This window comes from Arthrobacter sp. IK3 (assembly GCF_051337705.1).
Classification (GTDB): Bacteria; Actinomycetota; Actinomycetes; order Actinomycetales; family Micrococcaceae; genus Arthrobacter_B; species Arthrobacter_B koreensis.
In genome coordinates, this window is sequence record NZ_JBPPSW010000002.1 from 151,772 (window position 1) to 177,853 (window position 26,082).

The window sequence follows — 26,082 nt, forward strand, 5'->3', positions numbered from 1 at the left end:
TTAAGGAAGTCTAAAGACAGTACAGAAACATTAGCTAGGCTTCTTCTTCGTGCAGTCCTAGCGTGGACCTATGAACACCTCGAGCCTCGCCCCTGCGCTGGCGGGATTCGGCAGCGGGCTGGCCTTGATCGTAGCTATTGGAGCGCAGAACGCCTTCGTCCTGAGGCAGGGGCTGAGACGTGAGCACCTGCCCGCGGTGATCGCCGTCTGTATCCTCAGCGACGCCGTCCTCATCCTCGCCGGAACCGCAGGAATCGGAAGGCTCACACAGACCGCACCCCTGGCCCTGGACATCATTCGCTGGGCGGGTGCGGCATTCCTGCTGGCCTACGCGTTCCTTTCCCTGCGGCGCGCCCTGAACCCCTCCGCCCTGCAGGCAGGCGGCCAGCCAGGCGGGACGCTGGCGGCGGCTGTGCTGACCTGCCTGAGCCTGACCTGGCTGAACCCCCACGTCTACCTGGATACGGTGGTGCTGCTGGGGTCACTGGCCGCGACCCACGGGCCGGACGGGCGGTGGGTCTTCGCTGCGGGCGCCGTCGCGGCCAGCACCATGTGGTTCACCGCGCTCGGCTTTGGTGCCCGGCTGCTGGGACCGGTCTTCGCCCGGCCCCGGGCGTGGCAGTTCCTCGACGCCGGCATCGCCGTCTTCATGGTGCTGCTGGCGGTCAGCCTGGTTGCCGGTTCCTGATGGCAGCCTGGGTGAGTGCAAGCGGACAGGACTTCAGGAGATCATGGGCCATGGCCAAATATTTTGAGAATGACAGCCGGTCCATGCGGGACAGAATGCAGGCCGGTGACCTGTACATTGCCGACGATCCGCAGCTGGAGGCGGACAGCCTTCGGGCCGCCTCGCTCTCCGACCAGTACAACCGGCTGAGTCCGCAGGATCCCGACGCCGCCGCGCCCCTGCTTGCCGAGCTGCTGGGCGGCATTGGAGAACAAAGCGTTATCCGCGCTCCGCTGTTCGTGGACTACGGCAAGTACCTCACCGTGGGCGCCCGGACCTTTATCAATTTCAATCTCACTGCGCTGGACGTAGCGGCTATCACCATCGGCGATGACGTCCAGATTGGACCAAATGTGCAGCTGCTGACGCCCACCCATCCGCTGGACGCGGAGGCCCGGCGGGACAAGCTGGAGGCAGCCCAGCCGATCACCATCGGTAACAATGTCTGGCTGGGAGGCGGCGTGATCGTGCTGCCCGGGGTGAACATAGGCGAGAACACCGTGGTGGGAGCGGGATCCGTCGTCACGCGGGACCTGCCCGCCAACGTAGTGGCGGTGGGCAATCCTGCCCGCGTTATCCGGGAGCTGCCGGAATCCTAGGCCCGTTCCGGAACGGCGCGGACCTGCGCGTCGACCAGGATCTCAGCGGCCCGGCGTGCCTGGCTGGCGGGTTCCGCTGAACCGGAGATAGCCGCCGTGGTCTGGGCACCCTCGGCGAGCAGCGCCAGCTGGGGAGCCAGGTCGGGCGGTCCGCCCGCCGCAGCCACGAGTTCGGCAAGTACGCGCTGGAACGAGTCTTTGTGCGCCCGCGTGCGCTCGGCGATGTCCGGAGACTGGCTGCCCAGTTCGCCAAAGGCATTGATGAAGGCACAGCCGCGGAATGAATCCTCGGCGAACCAGTCAGAGAGGTAGTCGTAGACGGCCAGCAGCTTGGCCCGGGGCTCCGCAGCGGCGTCGATCCGTTCCTGGAGCCCGGCCGTCCAGATTCGGTGGCGCCGGTCCAGCACGGCGAATACTATGGCCTGCTTGGAAGGGAACAGTGAGTAGAGCTTCTTCAGCGGCAGATCTACTTCACGCCGGAGTTCGGCCATGCCGACTGCTTGGATGCCGCGCTCGTAGAAGAGCCGGTCGGCCACTTCGATCACGTGTGCACGTTCCTCACCAGGGTTCATGGATTCAGTCTACTTGCTTTGAGAATGATCGTTCCCTATAGTTGGGAACTCCTGAGAATGATCATTCTCACAGCGTATTGAGAGGAGCATCGCCATGGGGCGTATCAGCGTCAGCACGGAGAACAGCAGTCCAATCGAGCTCTACTACGAAGACCACGGCAAGGGACAGCCGGTGGTGCTCATCCACGGCTACCCGCTGGACGGCTCGTCCTGGGAAAAGCAGACGGCCGCACTGCTCCAGGCCGGATACCGGGTCATTACCTATGACCGGCGCGGGTTCGGCCGGTCCGACAAGCCCGCAGAAGGCTACGACTATGACACCTTTGCCGCAGACCTGAACGCTGTGATGAATACGCTGGACCTTCACTCTGCAGTGCTGGTGGGGTTCTCCATGGGTACCGGCGAAGTGGCGCGCTACCTGTCCACCTTCGGGTCCGACCGCGTGGACAAGGCGGTATTCCTCGGCTCGCTGGAACCATACCTGCTCAAGGCGGAGGACAACCCCGAAGGCGTGCCCCAGGAAGTCTTCGACGGACTGCTGGAGGCCGCTACGGCAGACCGGTACGCGTTCTTCACCGACTTCTTCAAGAACTTCTACAACTCGGATGATTTCCTGGGCACTGACCGGCTCAGCCAGGAAGTGGTCAACGCAGGCTGGAACCTCGCCTCCTCCGCGAGCCCCATCGCTTCGCTGGCCGCCCAGCCAACCTGGCTCACCGACTTCCGGGGCGACATTCCCAAGATCGATGTTCCTGCGCTGATCGTGCATGGAACGGCTGACAACATCCTGCCCATCGACGCTACCGGCCGGCGCTTCGCGAAGGCGCTGCCGTCCGCCCAGTACGTGGAGATTGAAGGGGCACCGCACGGACTGCTCTGGACCCATGCGCAGGAAGTGAATGACGCGCTGCTCTCCTTCCTGGCCAAGGACACCAAGCCGGAAACACGCGAGGTCCCGGCGGAAGCGTAAATAAGCCATGCAGCGGACCCGGGCCGCCGGGGCCCGGGTCCGCTACAGTTGCTGCACCATGGGTGCGGCCAACGGGGGCCGCCCAGCTTGTCCGGAGGGGAACGGCCATGACCAGCAGGCAAGACGAGATTGATCCGCGGTACGACCCGGCCTACCAGCGCGGGGGCGGGGAGCTGTACCTCTCCCGGAGTACCGAGGAACCGCCGGCAATCGTGGAGATCACGGACGCGCCCCCGCCGGCGCAGGCCCGGTCCGCGCAGAATCCATACCCGGAGCTGGAGCGGCACCAGCGGAAGTACCGGATTGCCGCCTGGGTCCTGGCGGCCGGCCTGGTGGCCTTGGGTGTCTTCTTTATGTTCGCGGACAACATTTTCCCGCCGGAGGCCACCTCCGTCCCGCCCAACTGGAGCGGGTACCCCGTTGAACCGTGGTCACAGAAGCTTCGCTGGGCGGCACCGAACCTGATTATGCTGGGAATACTGACCGCCGCCGTGCAGGTGTTCATCGAGCAGATCCAGACCTTCCGGCTGCGAATGAGCCGGTGAAGACCTCTCCGGCCCGAGCATCCAAAGGAGCTCCCATGAGCAGGAAAAAGACCCTGAATGATCTGACCACGGGCCAGAAGAAGGGCCTCGGTGTCCTTTCCAGCGTCCAGTTCCTGCTTGCCGGAGCGGCGCTGGTGGACATCTGGCGCCGCCCGGGCAGCGAGATCCGCGGATCAAAGGCCGCCTGGAGCGCCGCCTGCGCCGTGAACTTCATCGGCCCGATCAGCTACTTCGTCTTCGGCCGGCGCCGCGGCTAGTCCCGCGGAGAGGAACTAGCCCTTCGGCTGGGTGGAGTACTCCGCCCAGGGTACGTTCCAGTCCCCGTAGCCATCCCACATCGCCGCGGGGCCCACTCCGGTGTTGAGGACCTGGACCAGGTCTCCGGGCTCGAACGTGTCATAGAAGTACTTGGCGCCTTCCGGCGACATGCCGACGCAGCCATGGGATACGTTGATGACGCCCAGCGCGCCCATGGCTCCGGGAAGCGCCTCATGGACGAACACTCCGCTGTTGGTCAGCCGGCTGGCCCAAGAGGCGTCAAACGGTTCGTAGTAGTCCGGGTCTCCGGGCTTGAGCCCAATGCTCTCGGCACGGAAGGGCAGCTTCTCGTGCTGGGACATCACTACCTGGTATCCACTGGGGGAAGGCCAAGCCGAATCGCCCAGCGTCACGGGGAACGTGTGGGTGAGCTGGCCGTCGATGAAAACCTGCATGGTCTTGGTCGCATTGTCCACGACGGCGACGCGGGAATTGTGAACCTGGAAAGTGCGCGTCTCGTTGAAGTTGCCGATCATTGAATTGCCGAAGTCAACGCCGAAGAGATTCATGTCCACGGTGACGGTGCTGTTCGGCTCCCAGAAGGTCTCCGGACGGTAGCGGGCCTTGGTGTCGGAGATCCAGTAGAACGCACCGGTCTGCGCGCTGGTGCTCGTGACCGTAATGGCGGCCTCGACGGCCTGCTTGTTCAGTACCGGCTCGCTGAAGTTGATCTCAATGGGATGCCCGACGCCGACTACCGACTTGTCCAGCGGCGCCATGAAGGCGTTGGCCTCGTTGGGAGGGGTCACGGTGTGGAACGTCTGGGATTCTCGCGTGGTCTCGCCGTTGGCGTCCGCGAGGGTGAAGGCGAAGGTGTACTCGGTGTCGAACTGCAGCGGCTCGGTGGCCGTCCACTCGGTCTTGCCGGCGGCGAAATCCCCGGCAACATCTTCTCCGCCGTTACTGGGCGCCAGGCTCACGGATTCAATGGTGCCGTGCTGGACTTTAAGGACGGGCACGGAGACGGGATTGACTTCCACCGAGCTGTCTGCCGGTTCAGCAGTAAAGGCCACGGAGACCGCCGGTTCGGACGGGGTGGGCGAGGCGGAAGGCTGTGACTGCTGCCCGGAAGGCGTTACGGCGTCGAACGCTCCCGTGGCGGCTGCGACGCCCGCGGCGCCGCCGATCACCAATATCCCCGCCGCTGCGGCCAGGGCAATCCACCGCTTGCGGCTGCTCTTTTCCTGCACTGTCTCTGTCCCCTACGTCTCTCTAGCTGAAAGTCATCCTACGTTAGGCCGCCGGGCCGGCTGATTCGTCAGCCGGGCTTTCGAGCACTTCGGCCAGCAGCGGAGCCAGGGCCAGGGACCCGGCAGCGCTGAGATGGTACGCATCCGCATAGAGCGGCGTGTTGCCCACGAAGGCCGGGCACCGTTCCCGCACACAGAACCACGCGGTGGTGTCGACCCACTCCACGTCCGGGTTGCCCTGCGCCGCTGCAGCGGATTCAAGGTCCAGCCGAAAGCCGTGATTCCCGGGGAGCCGGGTTTCGCAGTCCGACGGCGTGCTGAAGCGCGTGGCGCACTGGGACGGGTCCTTCGCCTCCGGAGGAGCGGAGAGCACCACCGTCCGGTCCGCGCTGCCGGCCAGCATCGCGTGAATGCGCTGGGTACCTTCCCGCCATTCGGCGTCGGCGGCCTCCGAGACGGCACCGCTGGCCAGCGCCGGGTCATACCTGAAGGAAGCCATAAGCAGCACATCCGGAGCCAGCTGCCCGATCCGCTCGACGGCCCAGTCCCGGAAGGCAGTGCATTCCGGATAGGGGGCGCCGCCAATCCTGTTTTGCGGCACATCTGCCGGGGCGCAGCCCGCTGCGGTGTAAACGTGGATGCGCCATTGCTCCGGCTCCAGCACGGCGCGGAGGGCGGGCAGGTAGGCCATGGCAACTGAATCCCCGTAGAGGACCAGATCCCGTGGTGCGTCCGGGTCGCCGTAGATGCAGTGACCGGTGTTGGCCACCGGATCCTCTTCGCGGGCTTCGTTTCCGCCCAGGCACCCGTCCACGACCCATTCGGCGGGCTTGGCGCTGCGGCCGCCTTCCGTAAAGGTTGCGGGGTCCGGCGACAGGGAGGGCCACTGTGTGCTCCCAAGTGCCTTTCGGAGGGCTGCGGTGTGGGCAGCCAGCGGATCCGGCTGGGACGCGGGTCCAGGGGACGGAACGGCGGCCGACGGCGGGTTCGCGGCTGCCGGTGAGTCGGACGGCTGGAGCGTTGTCTCCAGTGTGACGGCGATCAGGGTTGCGGACAGCAGGCCTGCGGCAGCGGCTGCGGCCGCCAGGCGGGCTGGATGCGGTTCAAGTGCCGGACGGCGGTAGCGCCGGCCGCGTTCCCTGGCCGCATAGCGGGGCTGCAGCCAGCGCGAGCGGCGGACTGGATCTTCGATCCAATGGAAGGAAAGCACCGCCAGCCCGGCGGTCAGCGCCAGCGCCAGGAGCGGCGGTGTATCCGGGGCCAGCGCCGCAGCGAACACCACCACGGGGAAGTGCCAGAGGTACAGGGAATAGGAGATCCGGCCAATGTAGCGGCTGGCCGGGTTGGTCAGCGGCCACATGATGCGGTTGTGTCCCGGACTGCGGGCGCCGGTCCCGGCAGCCAGGACGAGCAGTGTGGAGAGTACCGGCAGTGCGGCGGCAGGCCCGGGAAAAGCACTGTCCGCGGAGAGTAGGAGGACGGACGCCGCCAGGCCGGCCAGCCCGGCCCACCCGGCCGCAGCCCGGACCAGGGCCGGAAGACGGGACAGCCAGGGGGAGGCCACGGCGAGCATTGCCCCCGTCCCGAGTTCCCAGGCACGGGAGAGCGTGGAGAAGTACGCGGTGGTGGGCCGGTTCGCCGTCTCCCAGACAGCGAACGCGAAGCTCGCCGCACAGAGAACTCCAATAAAGAGCAGGAGCAGCACCCGCATGCCGCGGTCCGTGAGGCGCAGCGCCGCCGTCACGGCGATTCCCGCCACCAGCACCCATGGCCATGCCAGGTAGAACTGCTCTTCCACGCCCAGGGACCAGAAGTGCTGCAGCGGTGAGACCGCGGTTCCGGCGTGGAGGTAGTCGGTGCCGGAAGCAGCGAAGCGCCAGTTGCCCAGGAAGAAGAAGGACCAGACGGCGTCTTCCAGGATGGCCGCCGCGCGCCCGGGACCAAACACGAGGAACGCCGCCGCCGAGGTTGCGGCCAGGACTGCGGCGGCTGCCGGAACAAGCCGGCGTACCCGGCGCCGGTAGAAGTCCGGCAGGGACAGTTTCTGCGGGGAGGTGATCTCCCGGAGCAGGATGGTGGTAATCAGGAAACCGGATATAACGAAGAAGACGTCCACTCCGGCGTAGCCGCCCGCGGGCCAGGCCAGCAGGTGGTGCGCCAGCACGGAGAGGACTGCCAGGGCACGGAGGCCCTCAATGTCGTAGCGGAAGCTCCCGCCCGGCCGGTGCCGTGGCCGGGTGGGAACCCGGACACTGGGGGCGGGCTGGGGTGCAGGCGCTGGCAAAGATTCGCTTTCGCTTCAACGGTGGGGTTTGAAACGAATCTAGCCCGGTGGTGCTCCCACCCGCTACTTGGCCCACGGCGGACCCAAAAACGGTCAGGACCCTTGACAGGGCGGCATTCGCCGTGGCGTCAGGCGGCGTCCTGCTCCGCCATCCGTGCTGCCTGCCGGGTGATGTTCTTGGCCATGGAGGGGAAGATCAGCCCATGGAACGGGTAGATCAGCCACCAATACAGCCGGCCGAGCAGACCGCGCGGGAAGTAGATGGCCCGCTGGCTGTAGACGCTCCCGTCTCCGTCGGGGTCCACCCGCAGCTCGAGCCAGGCCTTCCCCGGAACCCGCATCTCCGCGCGCAGCCGAAGCAGGGTGCCGCGCTCCAGGAACTCAACGCGCCACCAGTCAACGACGTCGCCGGTCAGCAGGGTGGCGGGGTTCCGGCGTCCCCGGGTCAGGCCGGCGCCGCCCACCGTCTTGTCCAGCACGCCGCGGATCGCCCACGCCATGGGCAGCGAGTACCAGCCGTTCTTGCCGCCAATCCCCTCGATGACCTGCCAGACATGCGCCGGGTCAACGTCCGATCCGCGGCGGCGCTGGTCCACGTAAACGGTCTGCCCTGCCCAGTCCGGGTCAGAGGGCAGCGGCTCGGAGGCCTGGTCCGCGGCGCTTGAGGCGCTGGCCCAGGTTGTCTCCACCTCGTTGCGGGCTTCCTTGCCCAGCGCCCGGGTTACGGCGTCGTGGTAGTTGGTCAGTCCGCCGTCGGGAACCGGGATGTAGTTCTTGATGTCCCGTTCCTTGGCCACGGCGTCGTGCTGGAGTGACTCGACCAGCGGTCGGGACATGGCCAGCGGGATCGGGGTCACCAGGGCCACCCAGAGCCCGGCCAGCTTGGGGGCGGGGATGGGCAGCGCGTAGATGCGCCGGCGGGGCAGCCCGGCAACCTGGGCATAGCCGTTCATGATGTCCGCGTACTCCAGGACCTCGCCGGACCCGATGTCGAAGGTGCGGTTCAGGCCCTCGGGCAGGTTTGCGGCCTCCACCAGGTAGTGCAGGACGTCCCGCACCGCGATCGGCTCGATTTTCCGCCGCACCCAGCTGGGAGCGGGCATGACCGGCAGGGTTTCGGTGAGGTGGCGGATCATCTCGAAGGACGCGGAGCCCGAGCCGATCACCACGCCGGCCTGGAAAACCACGGCCGGAACGGCTCCCTTGAGCAGGATCTCGCCGACGGCCGTGCGCGAGGCCATGTGGGGGGAGAGCTCGCCCTCGTTCGGGTGCAGCCCGCCCAGGTACACAATGCGCTGAACGCCGGCTTTCTCCGCGGCGTTCGCGACAATGTTCGCGATGTTCTCCTCCTGGGCCGCGAAGCCCTTTCCGGAGGCCATCGAATGGACCAGGAAGTACACGGTGTCCACGTCCTGGAAGGCGTTCTCCACCGACTCGGCGTCGGAGAGGTCGCCCTGCACTACTTCAACGTCGTCGCGCCAGGGGACGTCATTGAGTTTCTCCGGGGACCTGACCAGCACCCGTACCGTGCGTCCGTCCGCCAGCAGCAGCGGAACGAGGCGCCCGCCAATGTAGCCCGTTGCTCCGGTGACCAAAACCCGCTGAGTGTCCGCCATTGCCCCAACATACACACACCGGGACCCGCTTCGGTGGCCCTTGCACCATCCCTCCACAAAACGCCGCAACATTTTGTAAGCATGCTGATGTCTACTGGATATTGCCTTGAAATCCCGGTAAGACTAGAGGGCATGGCGACAACGGGAACGGCCCCGAAGCAGCGGGAGACGGTCAGTGTGGACGGGCACCGCCTGCGCCTGACATCCCTGGACAAGGTCCTCTACCCGGAAACCGGCACCACCAAGGCCGATGTCCTTTCCTACTACGCGGCCATCGCCCCAACCCTGGTTCCCTATGCACGCAACCGTCCGGCCACGCGCAAAAGGTGGGTCCACGGCGTCGGAACCCCGGAGCATCCCGGACAGGTCTTCTTCCAAAAGAACATTGACGACTCCGCCCCGAGCTGGGTGAAGCGTTACACCATTGAGCACAAGGACCACTCCAACGTCTATCCGCTGGTCAATGACCTGGCGACGCTGACCTGGCTGGCGCAGCTGGCAGCCCTGGAGATCCACGTTCCGCAATGGCAGTTCGGCCCCCGCGGCGTCCGGCAGAACCCGGACCGCCTGGTCCTGGACCTGGACCCAGGAGAGGGCGCTTCCCTGGCGGACTGTGCCGAAGTCGCCCGCCTGGCCCGCAGCATCCTCACGGACATGGGCCTGGACGCCCGGCCGGTCACCAGCGGATCCAAGGGCATCCATCTCTACGCTGCCCTGGACGGCGGGCAAACCTCGGATGAGGTCAGCGCCGTGGCGCATGAACTGGCACGCGCGTTGGAAGCGGACCATCCGGACCTGGTGGTCAGCGACATGAAAAAGACCCTGCGCAAGGGCAAGGTGCTGGTGGACTGGAGCCAGAACAACGCCAACAAGACCACCATCTGCCCCTACTCGCTGCGCGGCCGCTTCCGGCCCATGGTCGCCGCACCGCGGACCTGGGAGGAGCTTGAGGACCCGGACCTGGCGCAGCTGGATTACGAGGAAGTCCTGGACCGCATCGAGGACATCGGGGACCCGCTGGCCGGCATGCACACGGGCGAAGCCGATCCCGATGTCCTGGAATCCGACGCCGAACCGGACAAGCTGCACAAGTACCGCAGCATGCGAGACGCCGCGAAGACTCCCGAACCCGTGCCCGCCGAAGCGCCGAAAGCCGTGGAAGGGGATGGGAACAGCTTCGTCATCCAGGAACACCATGCCCGCAGGCTGCACTGGGATTTCCGGCTGGAACGGGACGGTGTGCTGGTTTCCTGGGCGGTGCCCAAGGGCCCTCCCACTACGCCGGACAAAAATCACCTGGCCGTCCAGACCGAGGACCACCCGCTGGATTACGGCGGGTTCTCCGGGACCATTCCGAAAGGCGAATACGGTGCCGGAGAGGTCACCATCTGGGACCACGGCACCTATGAGACGGAGAAGTGGCGCCCGGAGAAGGAAGTGATTGTCACGGTTCACGGCCAACCCGACGGCGGCCTTGCCCGCGACGGTTCGGCGGTGCGCCGCTTCGCGTTCATCCACACCGGCGCGAACGAGCCGGGGAAGAGCAACTGGCTGCTGCACCTGATGAAGGACCAGGGTTCCAAAACACCCAAAACCACCAACGCAGCTCCAGCGGCGAAACCGGCAAAGACCGCTAAAGGTCCGGCGCAGGCAGCCAAGGCCGCGGCCAAGGCCCGCCCGGATCCTCTCCCGCTGCCGGACAGTGCAGCGGTGAAGAAGGACATCCAGGACTCCGGCATGCCGTCGCTGAAGCCGATGCTGGCAACCCTGGGTTCCCGGGCAGACATCAACGACGACGCCGACTGGGCCTTTGAGATGAAATGGGACGGTGTGCGGGCCATCGCGGAGGTAACCCCCGAAGGAACCCGGCTGATCAGCCGCAACGGCAACGACATGACCGTTGCCTACCCCGAACTGCAGGAGCTCGGCGGGTCGCTGAACGGAGAGCGCGCCGTCCTGGACGGGGAGATCGTTGCGCTGAACAAGGCCGGCCGCCCGGACTTTGGTCTGCTCCAGCCGCGCATGCACCTGACCCGGACCCGCGATGCGGAAGCCGCGGCCGCCAAGACACCGGTGCAGTTCATGGTCTTTGACCTGCTCTGGCTGGACGGGAACTCGCTGCTGGACCTGAGTTACGAACAACGCCGCGAAATACTGGAACAGGCGGTTGAATCGGGGCACGACGGCGGGCACATCCAGGTTCCGCCCGCCCTGGACCTGGGCATGGACGACGCCGTTGAGGCCAGTAAGGAACTCGGCCTTGAGGGTGTGGTGGCCAAGCGCCGCTCCGCCGGCTACTCGGCGGGCACCCGGTCCCGCAGCTGGGTCAAGCTCAAGAACCAGTTCAGCCAGGAAGTAGTGATTGTGGGCTGGCGTCCGGGGCAGGGAAACCGGGCCAACAAGGTTGGGTCCCTGCTCGTGGCGGTTCCGGACGGGACGGATCTGCAGTACATCGGCCGGGTCGGGTCCGGCCTGAGCGAGAAGGACCTTGCCCTGGTGGGTTCCCGGTTGAAGAAACTCTCCCGCAAGACCGCACCCCTGGACGACGTGCCCCGAGCCGACGCGTCCGACGCCCGCTGGGTCCGCCCTGTCCTGGTAGGAGAGGTTACCTACGCCGAACGCACCGGAACGGGCAAGCTCCGCCATCCTGTGTGGCGCGGGCTGCGGCCGGATAAGCGGCCCTCCGACGTCGTACCCGAAATACCGGCGCCGCCGTCCTAGGAACTCCAGACCGTCACCCATCCCCAACGGGAGGAACGCAGCGATGACCAGCACCCGAACCCCTGACGAACGCCTGCCCGGCACCGCGCAGCCGCCGGAAAACCAGCTCGAGGCAGTGGACGCCTGGTGGCGTGCTGCCAACTACCTCTCCGCAGGGCAGATCTACCTCCGGGACAACCCGCTGCTGCGCCGGCCCCTTGAACCGAGGGACGTGAAGGCGCGGCTGCTGGGTCACTGGGGAACCACCCCGGGCCTGAACTTCATCTACGCGCACCTGAACCGGCTCATCAATGAGACCGGCCAGGAATTCCTGTTCATCACCGGCCCGGGACACGGAGGCCCGGCCAACGTGGCGAACGCATGGCTGGAGGGAACGTATTCGGAGATCTACAGCCATGTCGGGGAAGACGAGGACGGGCTGCGCACCCTGTTCAAGCAGTTCTCCTACCCCGGCGGCGTGCCCAGCCACGCGGCCCCGGAAACCCCCGGCTCGATCCACGAAGGCGGCGAGCTGGGATACTCGCTGGCCCACGCCTACGGTGCCGTATTCGACAATCCGGACCTGGTCGCCGCCACCGTGATTGGCGACGGCGAGGCCGAAACCGGCCCGCTGGCCGCGTCCTGGCACTCGAACAGCTTCCTGGACCCGGCGGTGGACGGAGCGGTGCTGCCGATCCTGCACCTGAACGGCTACAAGATCGCCAACCCCACCGTGCTCTCCCGGATGCCCGAATCCCAGCTGGGAAAGCTGCTCGAGGGCTACGGCTACCGTCCGCACTTCGTCACCGTGACTGACCCCGACGCCGTGATGGCCGCCCATGAGGACTTCGCTGCGGCACTGAGCGCGTGCCTGGCCGAAATCCGCGCAATCCAGGCCCCGTACCGGACCGGGGAAAAGCTTGCCGCTCCGGCGGACGCACCCTCATCCGGCGACGTCGATCCGCACGCCCCGCGCTGGCCCATGATCGTTTTCCGGTCACCCAAGGGCTGGACCGGTCCGCGCGAAGTGGACGGCAAACCGGTGGAGGGAACCTGGCGGGCACACCAGGTTCCGTTGGCCGAGGTGAACGAGAACGACGGGCACCGTGCCCAGCTCGAAGACTGGCTGCGCTCCTACCGGCCCCAGGACCTGTTCGACGGCGACGGGCGGCTCCGAAGCGAAATCGCCGCCCTCGCCCCGGCGGGCAACCTGCGGATGAGCGCCACCCCGTACGCCAACGGCGGCCGGCTGCTGCAGGACCTGCGGCTGCCCTCCTACGCGGAGTTCGCCGTCGACATCGCCGAACCGGGCAGCGAACGGGTGAGTCCGATGGTGAACCTGGGCAGGTACCTGGCGGAGATCATCCGGCGAAACCCGGAGAACTTCCGGATCTTCGGGCCGGACGAGACGGCGTCGAACCGGCTGCAGGAGGTCTACGGCGTCACGGACAAGGTCTGGCAGCAGCGGATCGACAAGGCGGACGAGCACCTGGCCCGCAGCGGCCGCGTGGTGGAAGTGCTCAGCGAGCACCTTTGCGAAGGCTGGCTGGAAGGCTACCTGCTCACCGGCCGGCACGGGGTCTTCAACTGCTACGAGGCCTTTGTCCACATTGTCGATTCAATGTTCAACCAGCACGCCAAATGGCTGAAGGTCAGCCGGGAGCTGTCCTGGCGGCAGCCAATTGCGTCCCTGAACTACCTGCTCTCCAGCCACGTCTGGCAGCAGGACCACAACGGGTTCTCGCACCAGGATCCGGGGTTCATCGACCACGTGGTGAACAAGAAGGCCGACGTGATCCGGGTGTACCTGCCACCTGACGCGAACACCCTGCTGGCCGTCACCCAGCACATCCTGGGCACCCGGGACCGGGTGAACGTGGTGGTTTCCGGCAAGCAGCCGGCTCCGGTCTGGCTGAACCCGGAAGAGGCGAAGCTGCACGTCAAGCGTGGTATCGGAGTCTGGGACTTTGCCGGCAGCGAAGACAGCGGGCCGGGTCCGCAGCCGGATCCCGACGTCGTGATGGGCTGTGCAGGAGACGTCCCCACCCTTGAAACCATTGCCGCCGCCGCGCTGCTGAAGGAACGGCTCCCGCAGCTGCGGATCCGGGTGGTGAACGTGGTGGACCTGATGCGGCTGCAGGATTCAACCGAGCATCCGCACGGCCTCTCCGACCGGGACTTCGACACCTTGTTCACCCGGGAATCGCCCATCATTTTCGCATACCACGGCTATCCCTGGCTGATCCACCGCCTGACCTACCGGCGCACGAACCACGGCAACCTGCATGTGCGCGGGTACAAGGAAGAAGGCACCACCACCACGCCGTTCGACATGGCAATGCTGAACCAGATTGACCGGTTCCAGCTGGCCATCGACGTGCTGGACCGCGTACCGTCGCTGGGGTCCACCCAGGCCGGGCTCCGGCAGTGGCTGCAGGATGAGCGGGAACGCTGCCGTCAGTACACCCGCGACGAGGGGCAGGACCCACCGTTCATCAACGGCTGGACGCTCGAAGAGGCGCAGCGCTCAACGCAAGACTAGGTTTCCCTCCGGGCTACCGCCCGGCGGGATGGCAGTATCCGTCTACACGAAGGAGAACAATGTCCAACGAGCAGTCGACCATCACCGTTTCCCGCGTTATCGACGCTTCGGCAGGGGACATTTTCCACCTGCTGTCCAACCCCGAGCGGCACCATGAGCTGGACGGCTCGGGCATGGTGGTTTCGGATGAGAAGACAGACCGCATCGCCGCGGTGGGGGACGTCTTCACCATGAACATGTCCAACGCCAAGATGGGTGACTACAAGACGGAGAACCACGTCACCGGCTTCAGCCACAACCAGCTGCTGGCCTGGCAGACCGCGCCCGCCGGTACGGAACCGAAGGGCTGGGAATGGATGTGGGAGCTGGACTCCCTGGGTCCGGACTCCACCGAAGTGACCCTCACCTACGACTGGAGCAAGGTCACGGACAAGGACACCCTGAAGAAGGTCTCCTTCCCGATGATCAGCAAGGACGAGCTTGAGGGCTCGCTGAACAAGCTGGCTGCGGCGGTTTCCGGGTCCTAAACCCCGCCGAGAGGCCAGTTACGGCTCTTCTGGAGGCTGAAACGGGCCGTAACTGGCCTTTCGGGGGACGACGACGGCGGCGGGTTCCTTCTTCGCGAGGGGGGCCGGCCGCCGTCGTTGTGTACCCGGGCTTAGCCTGCGGACCAGCCGCCGTCGGACGGCAGAATGGCTCCGTTGATGTTCACCGAGTCACCGCTGAGCAGGAACGTGATGGAGGCCGCCAGGTCCTCGGCGGCGGCCAAGCCCGGAATCAGGACGCGGGCCGGAGCCAGGCGGGCTTCGCCGTACTCGGAGGTCTTGCCGCCCATCGGGATGCCGGTGGCCACGCCGCCCGGAGCAACCGCATTGATACGTATGCCTTCCTTGGCATACATGAAAGCAGCACTCTTGGTGATACCAACAACCGCGTGCTTGGAGGCCGTGTAGGCCACGCCGGAAGCGGAACCGCGCAGGCCGGCCTCGGACGTGACGTTCACAATCGTGCCGCGTCGAGCCTCGAGCATGGCAGGCAGCACGGCGCGGGTCAGGCGGACCAGACCGTCCACGTTCACGGCGAAGATCTTCTGCCACATGGCGTCGGAGACCTCGTGCAGCGGGCTGAAGTCGTCATTGATGCCGGCAACGTTCGCCAGGCCGTCGATCTGCGGACCGGCCGCAGTAATAATCCGGTCCACAGCGGCCAGATCGGTCAGGTCCGCAGCGACGGGGACAATGGCCTCGCCGAGTTCTTCGGCGAGTTCCTGAATCTTCGCCTCAGCAATGTCCACGGCGATCACACGGCCGCCCTCGCGGGCAATCCGGGAAGCCGTAGCCCGGCCGATGCCGGATCCGGCACCCGTCACGATGACGGTTTTCCCGGTGAAGCGGGCCGCAACGGTGGGGAGGGCGCTCTCCTCCAGCTCCGGCATAACGCCGCCGTTGGCCTGCAGAACCATTCCGTCCACTGCCGCCTGGGGCATCTGTCCCTGGCTGAGATCAACGAGCTGCTGGAGCTTGAGCCCAAGAGCCGGCCCGAGGGATGCTTCGTCACTCCCGGTCTGTGCCAGGAACCCACGCAGGATGGGTCCGCCGACGGGGTGGTCAAGCCACTCCTGAATAGTGTTCCGGGCTGTCAGGGGCTTGTTGGCCGCCATGAACGTTCCTTTCAATCGAGGGAGCGGCCGTGGATGCGCGGCCACCGTCACTTACACGTGTAAGTGAAGTGTATCTTCGAAGGGTCAGTTGGTCACGAAAGGAACCCCGTGCACCGCAAGGTCACTTCGCACGACGTCGCCCGCGCCGCCGGGGTCTCCCGCGCAACGGTCAGTTATGTGCTGAACGGCAGGAGCGGGCAGAGCATTTCCGCCGTCACCCGCCAGCGGGTCCTCACGGCTGCCGCGAAACTGGGCTACGCGCCGTCGACCGCTGCCCGGACGCTGCGCCGGGGCCGGAGCGACCTGGTGCTGATGCTCCTGCCGCCCGAACCCCTGGGCCGTGCACTGGCGATGGTTCTTGATGCCGCTTCGGACCAGGTTGAACGCTATGGGCTCCGACTCATGGCCCACCGCCTGCCCGCCTCGGGCGGGGCAGCCGAACTGGTCCGCTCACTCGCTCCGGCCGCGCTGATCCTGACCACGCCGCTGCCAGACGACGAACTTGCCGCCCTGCGCACCCTTGAGGTGCCGCTCGCCTTCCTGCAGCAGCAGGTGGATGATCCGCTGGGGCCGGACCTGGGTATTGGCGCCCTGCAGGTCGAGCACCTTGCCGCAGCGGGACATACCCGCCTCGGTGTCGCCGTACCGGACTCGCCAGGGTACGCCTGGCGGGTGCAGGTGCGGCTGGCGGCGATCGAACACGCCTGCGCCTGGCACGGTCTCCTTCCGCCGGCGGTGGAGCGGATCGGCCTGGACGCAGCCGACGCCGCTGCCGCCGTCGGGCGCTGGATGCAGGGACCGGAGCCTGTGACGGCAGCCTGCGCGTTCGACGACGACTACGCCTTCGCCCTGCTGTCCGGACTCGCAGCCCACGGTCTCTCCGCACCGGACGACCTGGCCGTCATCGGTGCCGAGGACCTACCGCTGGCGGGACTGGCCGTGCCGCCGCTGACCACCGTGAGCGTGCACGCCAGGATGCTGGGTGCGCTGTTCGCGCAGCTGGCAATCGCGCCGCTGCTGGGTGCAGACGCTGACGCGGACGTGGACAGCCAACGGGACGCCTCATGGCCAGAATCAGCAGGCACAGCAGCCCAGCCGGTGCCTCCGGTGACCCTCGTTCAGCGCGCGTCCGCCTAGCGATCGGCTCCGCTTCGCAGGAAATCGTCCGGTTAGCAATTCTGCCGCCGTCTAGAACCGGCAGCAGGACGGCTAAACGGCAGCAAAACCGCAAACCGGCAGCGGAATTGTTAGGCCTCCCGGGCGCGGTAGAGCTGCATCTGCCGGTAGCGCCGTCCCAGGGACTCACGCCGCGGCTTGGACGGGGCGTCCTCCGGTTCGGCGGTCAGGTCGATGTGCTTCTTCCCGAAACGCCAGAGCAGCAGGTCATCCAGCAGCCGGTCCGGCCCCGGCGAGTAGCGGTGGTCCAGCGCAGCCCGGACCTCGGTGATTGCCTCCGCCTGCAGCAGCCCGGCCAGGTCCATGGTGGTCTTCAGCCCATGCGCGGCCAGCAGTTCCGCCGCCCAGCCCCAGTCATCCCCGGCTTTGCGGTTCACGTGGGGCAGCAGCGTCATCCAGACGTGCCGGATCCGGTTGGGTGTCAGCGGCGCCGACCCTTCACCCTCCTCATCCCAGAACCCGGTGACCGTCTCATAGCGCTCGTGCAGCTCGGCGAACTCGTTCTCCACCGTTTCAAGCATGGCGGCCGTGGCGGTGAACTGCCGGTCGAAGTAGGGGCTCCAGGCACGCGGATCGCCGGCCTTGAACCGGATGTCGTGTTCAATCTCGGACCAGGCGTGGGCCAGCACCGTGCGGATCTGCACCTCGAACAGGTAGCTGCCGTTCGGTTTCTGGGACGGCTCCAGCAGCCGGTGATACTCCCGCACCGTGTCATTCTGGATGGTCCGGAGGATCAGGTGCCGGCTTGAGTAGCCGTAGGTTCCGGATTCGATGGAGCCGATGTCCTTTTCCCGGTCTCCGCGGCAGTCGAACTCGGCCCGCTGCCGCTTGATGAGGTTGGCTGCCTCATCAACCTCGTGCGGGAGGGTCATGATGACCCGGACGCCCACCAGGTCCGTCAGGTTCCGCAGCGGATCCGGGAACAGCAGGGTAGGTACCTCGTCCGGATTCTCCGGGGGCAGCGTGCGGGATGCCTTGTCCCGGAAGGACTCAACGGATTTAGTGCGTGAAGCGATGAACAGCGGCTTGACCGTGCTTTCGTCGAAGACGGCCCGCAGGCTGGCTTCCATTTCCGCCGTCACGGCCTCCAGGGCCGGTCGTACCCGGCCGTACTCGTCCGTGCTGGCCTGGACCACCGGGCGAAGCCGGTCATCCAGGGTGTCCCACGCGCTCACGATAGTCCTTTCGCAGTTTCTGCCAGCCTAGGGCACGCCGCTGACAACTCGCCCGCAGGCGGCCGCTAGGCTCAGTTCCAGATTAGGGCGGCTGCCCGCCCGGCGCGGCCCGCGGCACGCATCTGCCCCAAACGGAGGAGCTCCCATGCCACAGCGGTTCAGCTACGGCGGCCACGCCGAACAGTTTGGGGAGCTGACGCTCCCGCACAGTCAGCAGCCGGAACGCGGCACCGTGGTCATCATCCACGGCGGCTACTGGCGGTCCAAATACTCGCTCGAACTCGGGCGCCCGCTCGCCGCGGACCTAGCGGCACGGGGATGGGCTGCCGTGAACCTCGAATACCGCCGGGCCGGAAACGGAGGCGGCTGGCCGGAGACCTTCGAGGACATCAGCGCTGGCATCGACGCGCTCGCCGGCCTTCCGGAAATCGCGGGGGTTCCGGGCCCGGTGATCGCCCTGGGGCACTCGGCCGGCGGCCACCTGGCGGTCTGGGCCGCCGGACGCAGGGCGCCACAGGTGCCGCTGAACGCCGTCGTCAGCCAGTCCGGGGTGCTGGACCTGCGGCGCGCCCATGAACTGGGGCTCAGTGACGGAGCCGCGGAGAATTTCCTGGGAGCAGGCCCGGATCAGGAACCGGAGCGGTGGCGGTTAGCTGATCCGGTCCGGGCGGTTCCGGCTCCCGTCCCGGTGTTCGTGCTGCACGGAGCCACGGACACCACAGTGCCGCTGGAACTGGCGGAGAACTACGTCAAGGCGGCGGATGCGGCCGGCGGAACTGCGGAACTGCGGCTAATCCCGGGGGACCATTTTGACATGATCACCCCCGGAACTCCTGCCTGGGCAGAGGTGCTGCGGAGCCTCGACGACGCGGCCGCGAAGACCTCCGGGTAGCGCCGCCGGGCAACTGCTCGATAGGTTGAGTCCGTGATCACAGTCATCGGCGAAGCCCTCATCGACGAAGTCCTCAGCGACACGGCGCCCCGCCGTTCCCATCCCGGCGGCAGTCCGCTGAACGTAGCCGTGGGGGTGGCCAGGCTGGGCAGGCCGGTGCAGTTCATTGGGCGCTACGGCAATGACGCCTACGGAGTGCTGATCGCCCAGCACCTCAAGCACAACTCGGTCCTGGCGGCGCTGCCGGCGGACGACAGGCCCACCAGCGTTGCCACGGCGACGCTGGATCCGGCCGGCGGGGCGCGCTACACCTTCGACCTTGAATGGGCGCTGCCGGGGCTGGAAGAAGAGCTTCCCCGCCTGCTTGACGGCACCACGCTGCTGCACACCGGCTCCATTGCCACCATGCTCTCCCCGGGTGCCAGCGAAGTGCTCACCACCGTGGAACGCGCGCATCCGCAGGCCACCATCACCTTTGACCCTAACTGCCGGCCCACCATCATCACTGATGTTTCCTATGCCCGGGAACAGGCCGAAAAGTTCGTCCGGCTGGCCGACGTCGTGAAGGCCTCCGATGAGGACCTTGCCTGGCTTTACCCGGACCTGAGCATTGAGGATGCCGCCCGCGCCTGGCTGTCCATGGGGCCGGCCATCGTGGTGGTTACGCGTGGTTCCCGCGGTCCCTGGGCAGTAGCCGAGTCCGGCAGCTGCGAGGCTGCTGCGCCGTCGGTCGCCGTCGCTGACACGGTGGGTGCGGGTGATTCGTTTATGTCCGCACTGATTGCCGGGCTGATGGACCGCAATTACGACGGCGCTGCCCGCCGCCCGGAGCTGCGGAAGATCGGCGTCGGGGACCTGGAAGCGATTATCACCTACGCGGCAAAGGCAGCGGCCGTTACCGTGTCCCGCCCGGGCGCAGATCCGCCCCGGCGGAACGAACTGATCTAGCAACCAGGACCCCGCCACCGGGGCCGGCAGATGAAAGGAAGAGCGCCCATGGAAGCGTACGACCCCACCGAAGACCTGCCCCCGGTTCCCTCCTTCGAGGTCACCAGCACCGGCTTTGACGACGGCGGTCCGCTGGCGCCGTCGCAGTATGCCACCGGCGCGGTGCCCGGAGGGCGGGACGCGTCCCCGCAGCTCAGCTGGTCCGGCTGGCCGGAAGCAACACGCAGCTTCGCCGTCACGATGGTGGACCCTGACGCCCCGATCCCCGGCGTGTTCTGGCACTGGGCTGCAGTCAACATCCCGGCGGAAGAAACCTCCGTCACCGAAAATGCGTCCCGCTCGGGAATGCCGGAGGGCACCCTTCAGCTCCTCAACGAAATGGGAGAACCCGGCTACACCGGTGCTGCGCCGCCGGTGGGGCACGGAAAGCACCGCTACTTCGTCGTGGTCCATGCACTGGATGTGCCGCTGCTGGATGTGCCCCAGGACGCCAGGCCCGGAGTGCTTTCCATGACGCTGCGCGGACACACGCTGGCCCGCGGCGTGATCGTGGGAACGGCGGAGCGTCCGGAGACCTAGTGCCTGGCCGTGCACACCCCGCATTCCGGCTAGGCTGGTAGCCAACGGAAGGGCGGGGCATGCGGCTGGTAGCGAGTGACCTGGACGGGACCATAGTCGGCCCGGACAACAGGATCAGTGACCGGACCGTCAACGCGTTCCGCAAATGCGCCGACGCCGGCATCCGGATTGTCTTCGTCACCGGCCGGCCGCCGCGCTGGCTGGGTCCCGTCCGCGAACAGCTGGGCCACACCGGCACCGTGATCTGCTCCAACGGGGCGATCCTCTACGACCTCGAAGCCGCACAGGTGACCTGGTCCAAGCCGCTGGCCCTGGAAGGCATGTTCCAGGCGGCGGGCATCATTCGCAGCCTCTATCCGGCGGTGCGTTTCGCCGCCGAGACCGTAGAGGGATTCCACCTGGAACCCGGATTCCTGCAGGATGCCGGGGCGGACCTGCTCGGCGCCGTCGCGCCCGCCCCGCTCACTGAATCCCTGGGACCGGGTAGCCGCGTGGTGAAGTTCCTCGCCAAGGTGGAAGACGTCCACCCTGATGATTTCCTGCGGAGGGTGAAGCCTGAGGTTGCGCACCTGGTCTCCACCACCCATTCGGCGCCGTCGGTCCCGCTGCTGGAAATGTCCGCCCCCGGCCTGGATAAAGCCGTGACGCTGGCAGATTATGCCGAGTCGCTGAAGATCGACGCCGCAGACGTGGTGGCGTTCGGTGATATGCCCAATGACCTGGGCATGCTGGGCTGGGCCGGCCGCGGCTATGCCATGGCGTCCGGCCATCCTGCCGTTCGGTCGGCAGTGTCCCGCCAGGCGCCGCCGTTCGCCGAGGACGGGGTGGCCCAGGTCCTGGAGGACCTGCTGCGCGGCCGGGAGTTCTAGGCCGCAGGCAGGTTCCGCAGCCGGCGTACGCGCAGCAGCCGGTGAACCGTAATGAGGATGGCCAGCCACGCGAGCCCCAGGCTCCAGGCCACCAGCACATCCGTCAGCCAGTGGTGCCCCAGGTACACGCGGCTCAGGCCCATGGCCACCACGAACACCGCCGCCGTGAGCACCGTGATGATCCGGGCACGCCGTGAACCCAGGTAGACCACCAGCAGGTACGCGATGGTTCCGGCTACCACCATCGAATTCAGGGAATGTCCGCTGGGAAATGAGTCGGAGTATTCATACGGGGGAACGGCATCGGAAAGCGGTGGCCGTGACCGTCCCACCAGGGCCTTGCCGGCAACCGTCATCAGCAGGGAGCCGGCCGCCGCGGATGCCGTCAGGATGAGGGGAGTCCAGCTGCGCTGCCACCGGCAGAGCAGGGCCACCGCAACGGCCGCCAGCAGGGGAAGGCCAACCGTGCCGCCCAGGTTGGTGAACCAGGTGAGCGCCGTGTCCAGCCCGGGGGAACGCATCGACTTGGCTGCGGCGAGTACCGGATGGTCCAGGGCAGCGACGCCGTCCTCTTCCGCCACCGCTTCATAGACGCCGCCGGCCACCAGGGCCAGGAGCAGGGCGGGAACCAGCCCCGCAGCGAGTGTCACCAGGAGAAGTCCGTGCGTTCCGAGCACCTGGGCCATCCGGGAGAGGTGACGCGTCAGGCGGTCGGTAGGTGCGTCGCTCATTGTCCAAGTATGCCAAGCCTCCGGCCGAGCCAGTCCAGGTTGTCCGAGAGGCCTTCCTTCCACACCTGCCAGGAGTGTCCTCCCGGCAGCTCCTGGAGCTGGACATCCATGCCCGCGGCCTTGGCGGCGTCGTACACCTGCCGGCCCTGGCCGTTGTACACCCCGTCATCCTTGCCGACCACGACGATCCCCGCCGTGTTGGGGAAGGTCTGCTTTTTGAGGATGTCCAGGGCATTTTGTGCCGCGAAGGCGGAGGCGTCGCCGCCGAAGTAGGTATTCACGAGGGACTGGACGCCGCCCGGGATGGTGGGCTGGTTCTCCCCGGAGATGTCGATGAAGGTGGGGAACGTGTCCGGGAAGTTCACCGCGAGCTGCACGGAACAGGTTCCTCCGTAGGAGTAACCGGCCACCGCCCACTGCTGCGGTCCCGCCAGACCGGCGGAGAGGTTGTCCTTGATCCAGGCGGGGACGTCCTCGGCGAGGTACGTCGCCCCGCGGCCCTGCTTCGAATCGAGGCAGAGGGACCAGTTGGCGTTCGAACCGCCGGAGAGGTCCGGAAGAACGACGACGGGCGCCAGCCCGTTGTGCTGCGCCGCAAAGTCATCCATGACCTGCTGCAGCTGTCCGCCGGCGAACCAGTCTGCCGGCGTGCCGGGCTGTCCGTGCAGCGCTATCAGGACGGGCAGGTTCTGCGCCGGGGGAGATGCCACATAGGCGGGTGGGAGATACACCAGGCTGGTTCCGGCGGCATAGCCGGAGACGGCACCGGGAATCTGGACCTCATAGACTCCCCCTTCCGCGGGCATGTCCGACGGCGGTGTCCAGTTCGCTTCCGTACTCGGGGTGGTGTCCTGTCCCGGAACCAGCTTGCGCAGCGGAACTGCGCCGCTTGAATCCCCCGGACTGTCCACCAGGGACTGCAGGGTGGGGTACTGCCCGTACGCCACGTTGGCGGCCGATACTGCACCCAGCAGCACGGCTGTTACGGAGAGGACCGTCAGGATCCGCGCGAGTATGCCCCGCGCCAGACGCCAGCGGGGAACCGTCAGCAGCAGAGCCAGTATTCCTCCTGCGGAATATAAGTAGAGGTACCGCGGAAAGGAGGCATCCCACCAGGAGAGCAGCAGCTCAGCTGCCACGAACAGGAGCACGGTCCCGGCCAGGGCTCCCATCACTGCGAATGGAACAACCCGGGTGAGATACCTGCGCGGGCCCCAGCACAGCCAGCAGAGCCCGGCCGCACCAAGGCTCAATGCCAGCACGGGCACCGGCCCCGATGTCAGCGACAGGTTCATCGCTGGTTGCCTACGATCCTCCGGGCAAGGGTGAACGTCTGGCCCACGGATACGTGCGGCACGTAGGCGCGCGCCAGGGCGTTTGCGATCGCGGGCAGGGACGCCGCATCCACGTATGTCATGTACAGCGGAACGTACTCCGGCTGGAACTTGGCCTTGTACGCCAGCAGGGAGCGGAAGCCGTAGACCGGTTCCAGCGTGGCACCGAGCCGGTCCATCAGCCACTCCAGGGCGGGGGGCGTTTCGGTTACCCGCCGCGGAGCTGCTGCTCCGCCGGCAGCGTTTCCGGCTTCGGACGCAGCAGTCGACGACGCCTCGTTGCGGGCCAGGGGAGCACCGGAGAGGCTGAGCACCTGGAACCCTTCATCCTGCAGCGACAGCGCGGCGGAGGCGATGAGGAAGTCCATGGCGGCAGGGAAGCCGCGGGCACGCCGTCGCATGAAATCGAGCGTCCAGCCAATAATTTCGCCATCCCGGTAGATCGGCAGCCAGGAGGTCACCCCATGCACCGTGCGGTCCTGGTCCACGGCGAGCAGCAGCCGCACGCCGTCGTCGTCAATCTCTTCGATCCCGCCGAGCGTGAAACCCATTTCCGGCATCCGCTTCTCCGCGACCCACTCTTCGGAAATGGCGTTGATCTGGTCCAGGACGGACAGCGGCGCCGTGCGGTAGGTGGTCCACTCGGCACGGATCCCGGCCTTGCCCGCGCGGTTGAAAGCAGTCCGCACGTCCTGGAAACGCTTGCCGCGGAAGGCCAGGGTCCCGAGCGGAAGCAGGGTTTCCTCCGCCACCTGCAGGTCCGTGTGTCCCAGGTCGGCGGCCGCTTCCCTGGTGGCCTCATTCACCGAATAGAAGCACGCGGTCACACCGGATTCAGCACAGTACGCCGCGAAGCCCTCCACTGACTGCCGCAACTCGGCCGGGGGCCCCACCGGGTCGCCGACAGTCAGGGCGACGCCGGAGCCAAGCCGGTACGCAACATATGAATTGCCGGTGGGGGAGAACCAGTAGGAGTTGCCGCTCCAGAGCGTCATCCACGCCATCGTGCTGCCGCCGCTGGAGGTCAGCAGGGTCCGGGCCCGCTCTTCGTCAAGCGCGAAGCGGCTGTAGGCGGGCTCGAGGAAGGACCGCAGCAGCAGCACACAGGTGAGGATCCAGAAAACTACGCCCACACCTTCGTAGAGGATGATGGCGGGAAGCGACTGCGGCAGCAGCTCCGGAGGCCTGGAAATGATCTCGGACACCGGCAGGAACCTCAGCGGCAGGTCTTCCAGCAGGGACTCCATGTCCGCCCGCGGCGTGAAACCGTTGCGCAGCAGCAGCCCGCCGCCCACCCACACGGCGGCCAGGATGACCCCGGCCGTGGCGCAGGTCAGGAACAGCCGGCGGTAGGTGCCCGGCGCCGCGGAGACGGCGAAGAGCCGTCCGGACAGGGCCAGCAGCACGAACACCAGCAGCGGCAGCAGCATGGGAAGCACCAGCGCCAGAGGCTGCACCTTGCCGCCAACGCCGTACACGCCGCCCGTGTGTCCGGCGAGGAAGAACCCAATCCGGACGGCTGCGGCCAGGGTCATCAGGCCCTGCAGGATCAGCGCGCTGATCCAGGCGAACCGGCGTCCGCGCCGCAGGCCGTCCGCGAAGACGATCAGCAGCACCTGGGGAAGGACGGCAAGGAAGAACCCGGCCAGTCCCGCGCTTTGTTCCAGCCTGGCGGTGCGGCACTCAGCGTGCATGGACGGATCGGCGCAGATGTTGGCCAGCGCCACCGGGTCAAGGGTTTCCGCGTTGGTGAAAAGGTACGCGAGGACGGCCAGGGGCCCGACGGCGCGCACGTTCAGGGCGGCGAGAACCGGCCCGACGGCGGTAGCCACCACCACCAGTCCTATCAGTACCCGGGCCTCGCGCCGGCTGGACACCAGGCTTCGGGGCCAGCGGGGACGCCGCCCAAACAGGTACGGTCCCCAGATCCCGCCGGTGACCGCCGCAGCCAGGGACATCACGTCCCGGAGCGCGCCTGAATACAGGGCGAGGACCACCAGGAGCGTGAACAGTGCCAGCCGCACCCGGCGGCGCCAGAGGGTGCCCATGCCTGCCGACGCGGCCGCGGCGACTCCACAGACCAGTGCCACGGGACCCACGAACGAATCCGTGCTGAGTTCCCTGCCCCAGTCCTCGAAGGCACCGTTCAGGCCGGCCGCGAAGCCGATGCCGGCCAGTGCCCCAATGACCTGCGTTCCCACTGCTGCTGCAAGGAAACGCCGGCTGCCCAGGAGGCGTTCTGCCGGCAGTCCCACGGCCAGCGTCAGCAGGGTACCGCTGATGTAGCCGGCCAGTCCGTTGGCCCACAGGGCGGAAAGCAGCAGTGCTGGCCAGTAGTCCGGCAGGGTATCCACGGACACGCTCACCCAGGGCAGCAGTGGATCATCCGGCCCATCCAGCACCGAGGAGGTGAGGATACCCAGGAACCAGAACAGTGCCAGGAACACCAGCGTCACCGGAGACCGGGCCACGGTGCCGCGCAGTCCGTCCGCTGGCCAGCGGAGCCAGCGTCCCGCTGTCTGCCGGGCAGAACCGTGCTGCATGCGGCCACCTCCATGGCTTGCGGGCGAGGATGGGAAGGGTTCCGGCCCCGGGGTGCAGCCAGTCTAATTCGCGAAGTCCGTCCGCGGGCCGGGAGGCCGCACAAGATCGCGT

At 66.9% G+C, this 26,082-nt stretch carries 22 protein-coding genes; 13 read left to right on the plus strand and 9 right to left on the minus strand.

Annotated elements, in window-relative coordinates:
• Window positions 1–70: 70 nt before the first annotated feature.
• Entirely contained in the window at window positions 71–688 is a 618-nt protein-coding gene (locus tag ACSLGO_RS03385) for a LysE/ArgO family amino acid transporter (protein ID WP_436399913.1), read from the plus strand.
• Between the two features lie 50 nt (window positions 689–738).
• Window positions 739–1,326 (plus strand): sugar O-acetyltransferase, encoded by a 588-nt coding sequence (locus ACSLGO_RS03390; RefSeq protein ID WP_436399915.1) that lies wholly within the window; start codon window positions 739–741, stop codon window positions 1,324–1,326.
• Here the strand turns inward: ACSLGO_RS03390 and ACSLGO_RS03395 are convergent.
• Window positions 1,323–1,898 carry a TetR/AcrR family transcriptional regulator gene (locus ACSLGO_RS03395; protein ID WP_436399917.1) on the minus strand — a complete coding sequence of 192 codons (576 nt, stop codon included), beginning with the start codon at window positions 1,896–1,898 and terminating at the stop codon, window positions 1,323–1,325. The genes ACSLGO_RS03390 and ACSLGO_RS03395 overlap by 4 nt on opposite strands.
• 94 nt (window positions 1,899–1,992) lie before the next feature.
• Between ACSLGO_RS03395 and ACSLGO_RS03400 the strand changes: the two genes are divergently transcribed.
• From ACSLGO_RS03400 to ACSLGO_RS03410, 3 genes are all read left to right on the plus strand, one after another.
• On the plus strand, window positions 1,993–2,868 hold the full coding sequence (locus tag ACSLGO_RS03400) for an alpha/beta fold hydrolase (RefSeq protein WP_152274105.1): 876 nt from the start codon (window positions 1,993–1,995) through the stop codon (window positions 2,866–2,868).
• A 107-nt stretch (window positions 2,869–2,975) separates the two neighbouring features.
• Window positions 2,976–3,413, plus strand: coding sequence for a hypothetical protein (locus ACSLGO_RS03405; RefSeq protein ID WP_091600836.1), 438 nt, complete (start codon window positions 2,976–2,978; stop codon window positions 3,411–3,413).
• Window positions 3,414–3,448: 35 nt separating this feature from the next.
• Complete coding sequence (locus tag ACSLGO_RS03410; RefSeq protein WP_091600835.1) at window positions 3,449–3,670, plus strand: PLD nuclease N-terminal domain-containing protein; 222 nt, start codon at window positions 3,449–3,451, stop codon at window positions 3,668–3,670.
• 15 nt (window positions 3,671–3,685) lie between these two features.
• On the opposite strand, the gene ACSLGO_RS03415 is transcribed toward ACSLGO_RS03410, so the two are convergent.
• From ACSLGO_RS03415 to ACSLGO_RS03425, 3 genes are all read right to left on the minus strand, one after another.
• Window positions 3,686–4,921, minus strand: a complete 1,236-nt coding sequence (locus ACSLGO_RS03415; protein ID WP_436399918.1) for an Ig-like domain-containing protein — start codon at window positions 4,919–4,921, stop codon at window positions 3,686–3,688.
• A gap of 43 nt (window positions 4,922–4,964) precedes the next feature.
• Window positions 4,965–7,205, minus strand: coding sequence for an acyltransferase family protein (locus ACSLGO_RS03420; RefSeq protein ID WP_436399920.1), 2,241 nt, complete (start codon window positions 7,203–7,205; stop codon window positions 4,965–4,967).
• A 128-nt stretch (window positions 7,206–7,333) separates the two neighbouring features.
• Window positions 7,334–8,821, minus strand: coding sequence for an SDR family oxidoreductase (locus ACSLGO_RS03425; protein ID WP_176697490.1), 1,488 nt, complete (start codon window positions 8,819–8,821; stop codon window positions 7,334–7,336).
• 132 nt (window positions 8,822–8,953) lie between these two features.
• Between ACSLGO_RS03425 and ACSLGO_RS03430 the strand changes: the two genes are divergently transcribed.
• Genes ACSLGO_RS03430 through ACSLGO_RS03440 form a run of 3 tightly spaced genes read left to right on the plus strand, consistent with a single transcriptional unit; the run spans window position 8,954 to window position 14,590 of the window.
• Window positions 8,954–11,542 (plus strand): ATP-dependent DNA ligase, encoded by a 2,589-nt coding sequence (locus ACSLGO_RS03430; RefSeq protein ID WP_436399922.1) that lies wholly within the window; start codon window positions 8,954–8,956, stop codon window positions 11,540–11,542.
• Between the two features lie 43 nt (window positions 11,543–11,585).
• Entirely contained in the window at window positions 11,586–14,063 is a 2,478-nt protein-coding gene (locus ACSLGO_RS03435) for a phosphoketolase family protein (RefSeq protein WP_436399924.1), read from the plus strand.
• A 59-nt stretch (window positions 14,064–14,122) separates the two neighbouring features.
• Window positions 14,123–14,590 (plus strand): SRPBCC family protein, encoded by a 468-nt coding sequence (locus tag ACSLGO_RS03440; RefSeq protein ID WP_152274110.1) that lies wholly within the window; start codon window positions 14,123–14,125, stop codon window positions 14,588–14,590.
• Between the two features lie 131 nt (window positions 14,591–14,721).
• Here ACSLGO_RS03440 and ACSLGO_RS03445 read toward each other — a convergent pair whose 3' ends face one another.
• Window positions 14,722–15,723, minus strand: a complete 1,002-nt coding sequence (locus tag ACSLGO_RS03445; RefSeq protein ID WP_436399925.1) for an SDR family NAD(P)-dependent oxidoreductase — start codon at window positions 15,721–15,723, stop codon at window positions 14,722–14,724.
• A gap of 108 nt (window positions 15,724–15,831) precedes the next feature.
• Here ACSLGO_RS03445 and ACSLGO_RS03450 point away from each other — a divergent pair, with 108 nt between their 5' ends.
• Window positions 15,832–16,860 (plus strand): LacI family DNA-binding transcriptional regulator, encoded by a 1,029-nt coding sequence (locus tag ACSLGO_RS03450; RefSeq protein WP_436399927.1) that lies wholly within the window; start codon window positions 15,832–15,834, stop codon window positions 16,858–16,860.
• A 110-nt stretch (window positions 16,861–16,970) separates the two neighbouring features.
• Here the strand turns inward: ACSLGO_RS03450 and ACSLGO_RS03455 are convergent, their stop codons facing one another.
• Window positions 16,971–18,077 (minus strand): GTP pyrophosphokinase, encoded by a 1,107-nt coding sequence (locus ACSLGO_RS03455; protein ID WP_436400014.1) that lies wholly within the window; start codon window positions 18,075–18,077, stop codon window positions 16,971–16,973.
• Window positions 18,078–18,219: 142 nt separating this feature from the next.
• Here ACSLGO_RS03455 and ACSLGO_RS03460 point away from each other — a divergent pair, with 142 nt between their 5' ends.
• Genes ACSLGO_RS03460 through ACSLGO_RS03475 form a run of 4 tightly spaced genes read left to right on the plus strand, consistent with a single transcriptional unit; the run spans window position 18,220 to window position 21,362 of the window.
• Window positions 18,220–18,966 carry an alpha/beta hydrolase family protein gene (locus ACSLGO_RS03460; RefSeq protein WP_436399928.1) on the plus strand — a complete coding sequence of 249 codons (747 nt, stop codon included), beginning with the start codon at window positions 18,220–18,222 and terminating at the stop codon, window positions 18,964–18,966.
• Window positions 18,967–18,999: 33 nt separating this feature from the next.
• Window positions 19,000–19,914 carry a carbohydrate kinase family protein gene (locus tag ACSLGO_RS03465; RefSeq protein ID WP_152274114.1) on the plus strand — a complete coding sequence of 305 codons (915 nt, stop codon included), beginning with the start codon at window positions 19,000–19,002 and terminating at the stop codon, window positions 19,912–19,914.
• A 48-nt stretch (window positions 19,915–19,962) separates the two neighbouring features.
• A complete protein-coding gene (locus tag ACSLGO_RS03470) occupies window positions 19,963–20,493 on the plus strand; it encodes a YbhB/YbcL family Raf kinase inhibitor-like protein (RefSeq protein ID WP_387003342.1) in 531 nt (176 codons plus the stop codon).
• 59 nt (window positions 20,494–20,552) lie between these two features.
• The gene (locus ACSLGO_RS03475) at window positions 20,553–21,362 is read left to right on the plus strand and encodes an HAD family hydrolase (RefSeq protein ID WP_091600822.1); all 810 of its coding nucleotides are present in this window, start codon (window positions 20,553–20,555) and stop codon (window positions 21,360–21,362) included.
• On the opposite strand, the gene ACSLGO_RS03480 is transcribed toward ACSLGO_RS03475, so the two are convergent.
• The 3 genes from ACSLGO_RS03480 to ACSLGO_RS03490 are packed head-to-tail and all read right to left on the minus strand — an operon-like array spanning window position 21,359 to window position 25,970.
• Window positions 21,359–22,093, minus strand: coding sequence for a phosphatase PAP2 family protein (locus ACSLGO_RS03480; RefSeq protein ID WP_091600821.1), 735 nt, complete (start codon window positions 22,091–22,093; stop codon window positions 21,359–21,361). The genes ACSLGO_RS03475 and ACSLGO_RS03480 overlap by 4 nt on opposite strands.
• On the minus strand, window positions 22,090–23,388 hold the full coding sequence (locus tag ACSLGO_RS03485; protein ID WP_152274118.1) for an alpha/beta hydrolase: 1,299 nt from the start codon (window positions 23,386–23,388) through the stop codon (window positions 22,090–22,092). Before ACSLGO_RS03485 ends, ACSLGO_RS03480 begins: the two co-directional genes overlap by 4 nt.
• Complete coding sequence (locus ACSLGO_RS03490; protein WP_325786156.1) at window positions 23,385–25,970, minus strand: bifunctional lysylphosphatidylglycerol flippase/synthetase MprF; 2,586 nt, start codon at window positions 25,968–25,970, stop codon at window positions 23,385–23,387. Before ACSLGO_RS03490 ends, ACSLGO_RS03485 begins: the two co-directional genes overlap by 4 nt.
• Between the last annotated feature and the right edge of the window lie 112 nt (window positions 25,971–26,082).

What these genes read in the sequence shown, in the direction of transcription:
- ACSLGO_RS03385 (WP_436399913.1), top strand. Translation starts at nt 71, where the DNA reads ATGAACACCTCGAGCCTCGCCCCTGCGCTGGCGGGATTCGGCAGCGGG.
- ACSLGO_RS03390 (WP_436399915.1), top strand. Translation starts at nt 739, where the DNA reads ATGGCCAAATATTTTGAGAATGACAGCCGGTCCATGCGGGACAGAATG.
- ACSLGO_RS03395 (WP_436399917.1), bottom strand. Translation starts at nt 1,898, where the DNA reads ATGAACCCTGGTGAGGAACGTGCACACGTGATCGAAGTGGCCGACCGG.
- ACSLGO_RS03400 (WP_152274105.1), top strand. Translation starts at nt 1,993, where the DNA reads ATGGGGCGTATCAGCGTCAGCACGGAGAACAGCAGTCCAATCGAGCTC.
- ACSLGO_RS03405 (WP_091600836.1), top strand. Translation starts at nt 2,976, where the DNA reads ATGACCAGCAGGCAAGACGAGATTGATCCGCGGTACGACCCGGCCTAC.
- ACSLGO_RS03410 (WP_091600835.1), top strand. Translation starts at nt 3,449, where the DNA reads ATGAGCAGGAAAAAGACCCTGAATGATCTGACCACGGGCCAGAAGAAG.
- ACSLGO_RS03425 (WP_176697490.1), bottom strand. Translation starts at nt 8,821, where the DNA reads ATGGCGGACACTCAGCGGGTTTTGGTCACCGGAGCAACGGGCTACATT.
- ACSLGO_RS03430 (WP_436399922.1), top strand. Translation starts at nt 8,954, where the DNA reads ATGGCGACAACGGGAACGGCCCCGAAGCAGCGGGAGACGGTCAGTGTG.
- ACSLGO_RS03435 (WP_436399924.1), top strand. Translation starts at nt 11,586, where the DNA reads ATGACCAGCACCCGAACCCCTGACGAACGCCTGCCCGGCACCGCGCAG.
- ACSLGO_RS03440 (WP_152274110.1), top strand. Translation starts at nt 14,123, where the DNA reads ATGTCCAACGAGCAGTCGACCATCACCGTTTCCCGCGTTATCGACGCT.
- ACSLGO_RS03445 (WP_436399925.1), bottom strand. Translation starts at nt 15,723, where the DNA reads ATGGCGGCCAACAAGCCCCTGACAGCCCGGAACACTATTCAGGAGTGG.
- ACSLGO_RS03460 (WP_436399928.1), top strand. Translation starts at nt 18,220, where the DNA reads ATGCCACAGCGGTTCAGCTACGGCGGCCACGCCGAACAGTTTGGGGAG.
- ACSLGO_RS03470 (WP_387003342.1), top strand. Translation starts at nt 19,963, where the DNA reads ATGGAAGCGTACGACCCCACCGAAGACCTGCCCCCGGTTCCCTCCTTC.
- ACSLGO_RS03475 (WP_091600822.1), top strand. Translation starts at nt 20,553, where the DNA reads ATGCGGCTGGTAGCGAGTGACCTGGACGGGACCATAGTCGGCCCGGAC.
- ACSLGO_RS03480 (WP_091600821.1), bottom strand. Translation starts at nt 22,093, where the DNA reads ATGAGCGACGCACCTACCGACCGCCTGACGCGTCACCTCTCCCGGATG.
- ACSLGO_RS03485 (WP_152274118.1), bottom strand. Translation starts at nt 23,388, where the DNA reads ATGAACCTGTCGCTGACATCGGGGCCGGTGCCCGTGCTGGCATTGAGC.
- ACSLGO_RS03490 (WP_325786156.1), bottom strand. Translation starts at nt 25,970, where the DNA reads ATGCAGCACGGTTCTGCCCGGCAGACAGCGGGACGCTGGCTCCGCTGG.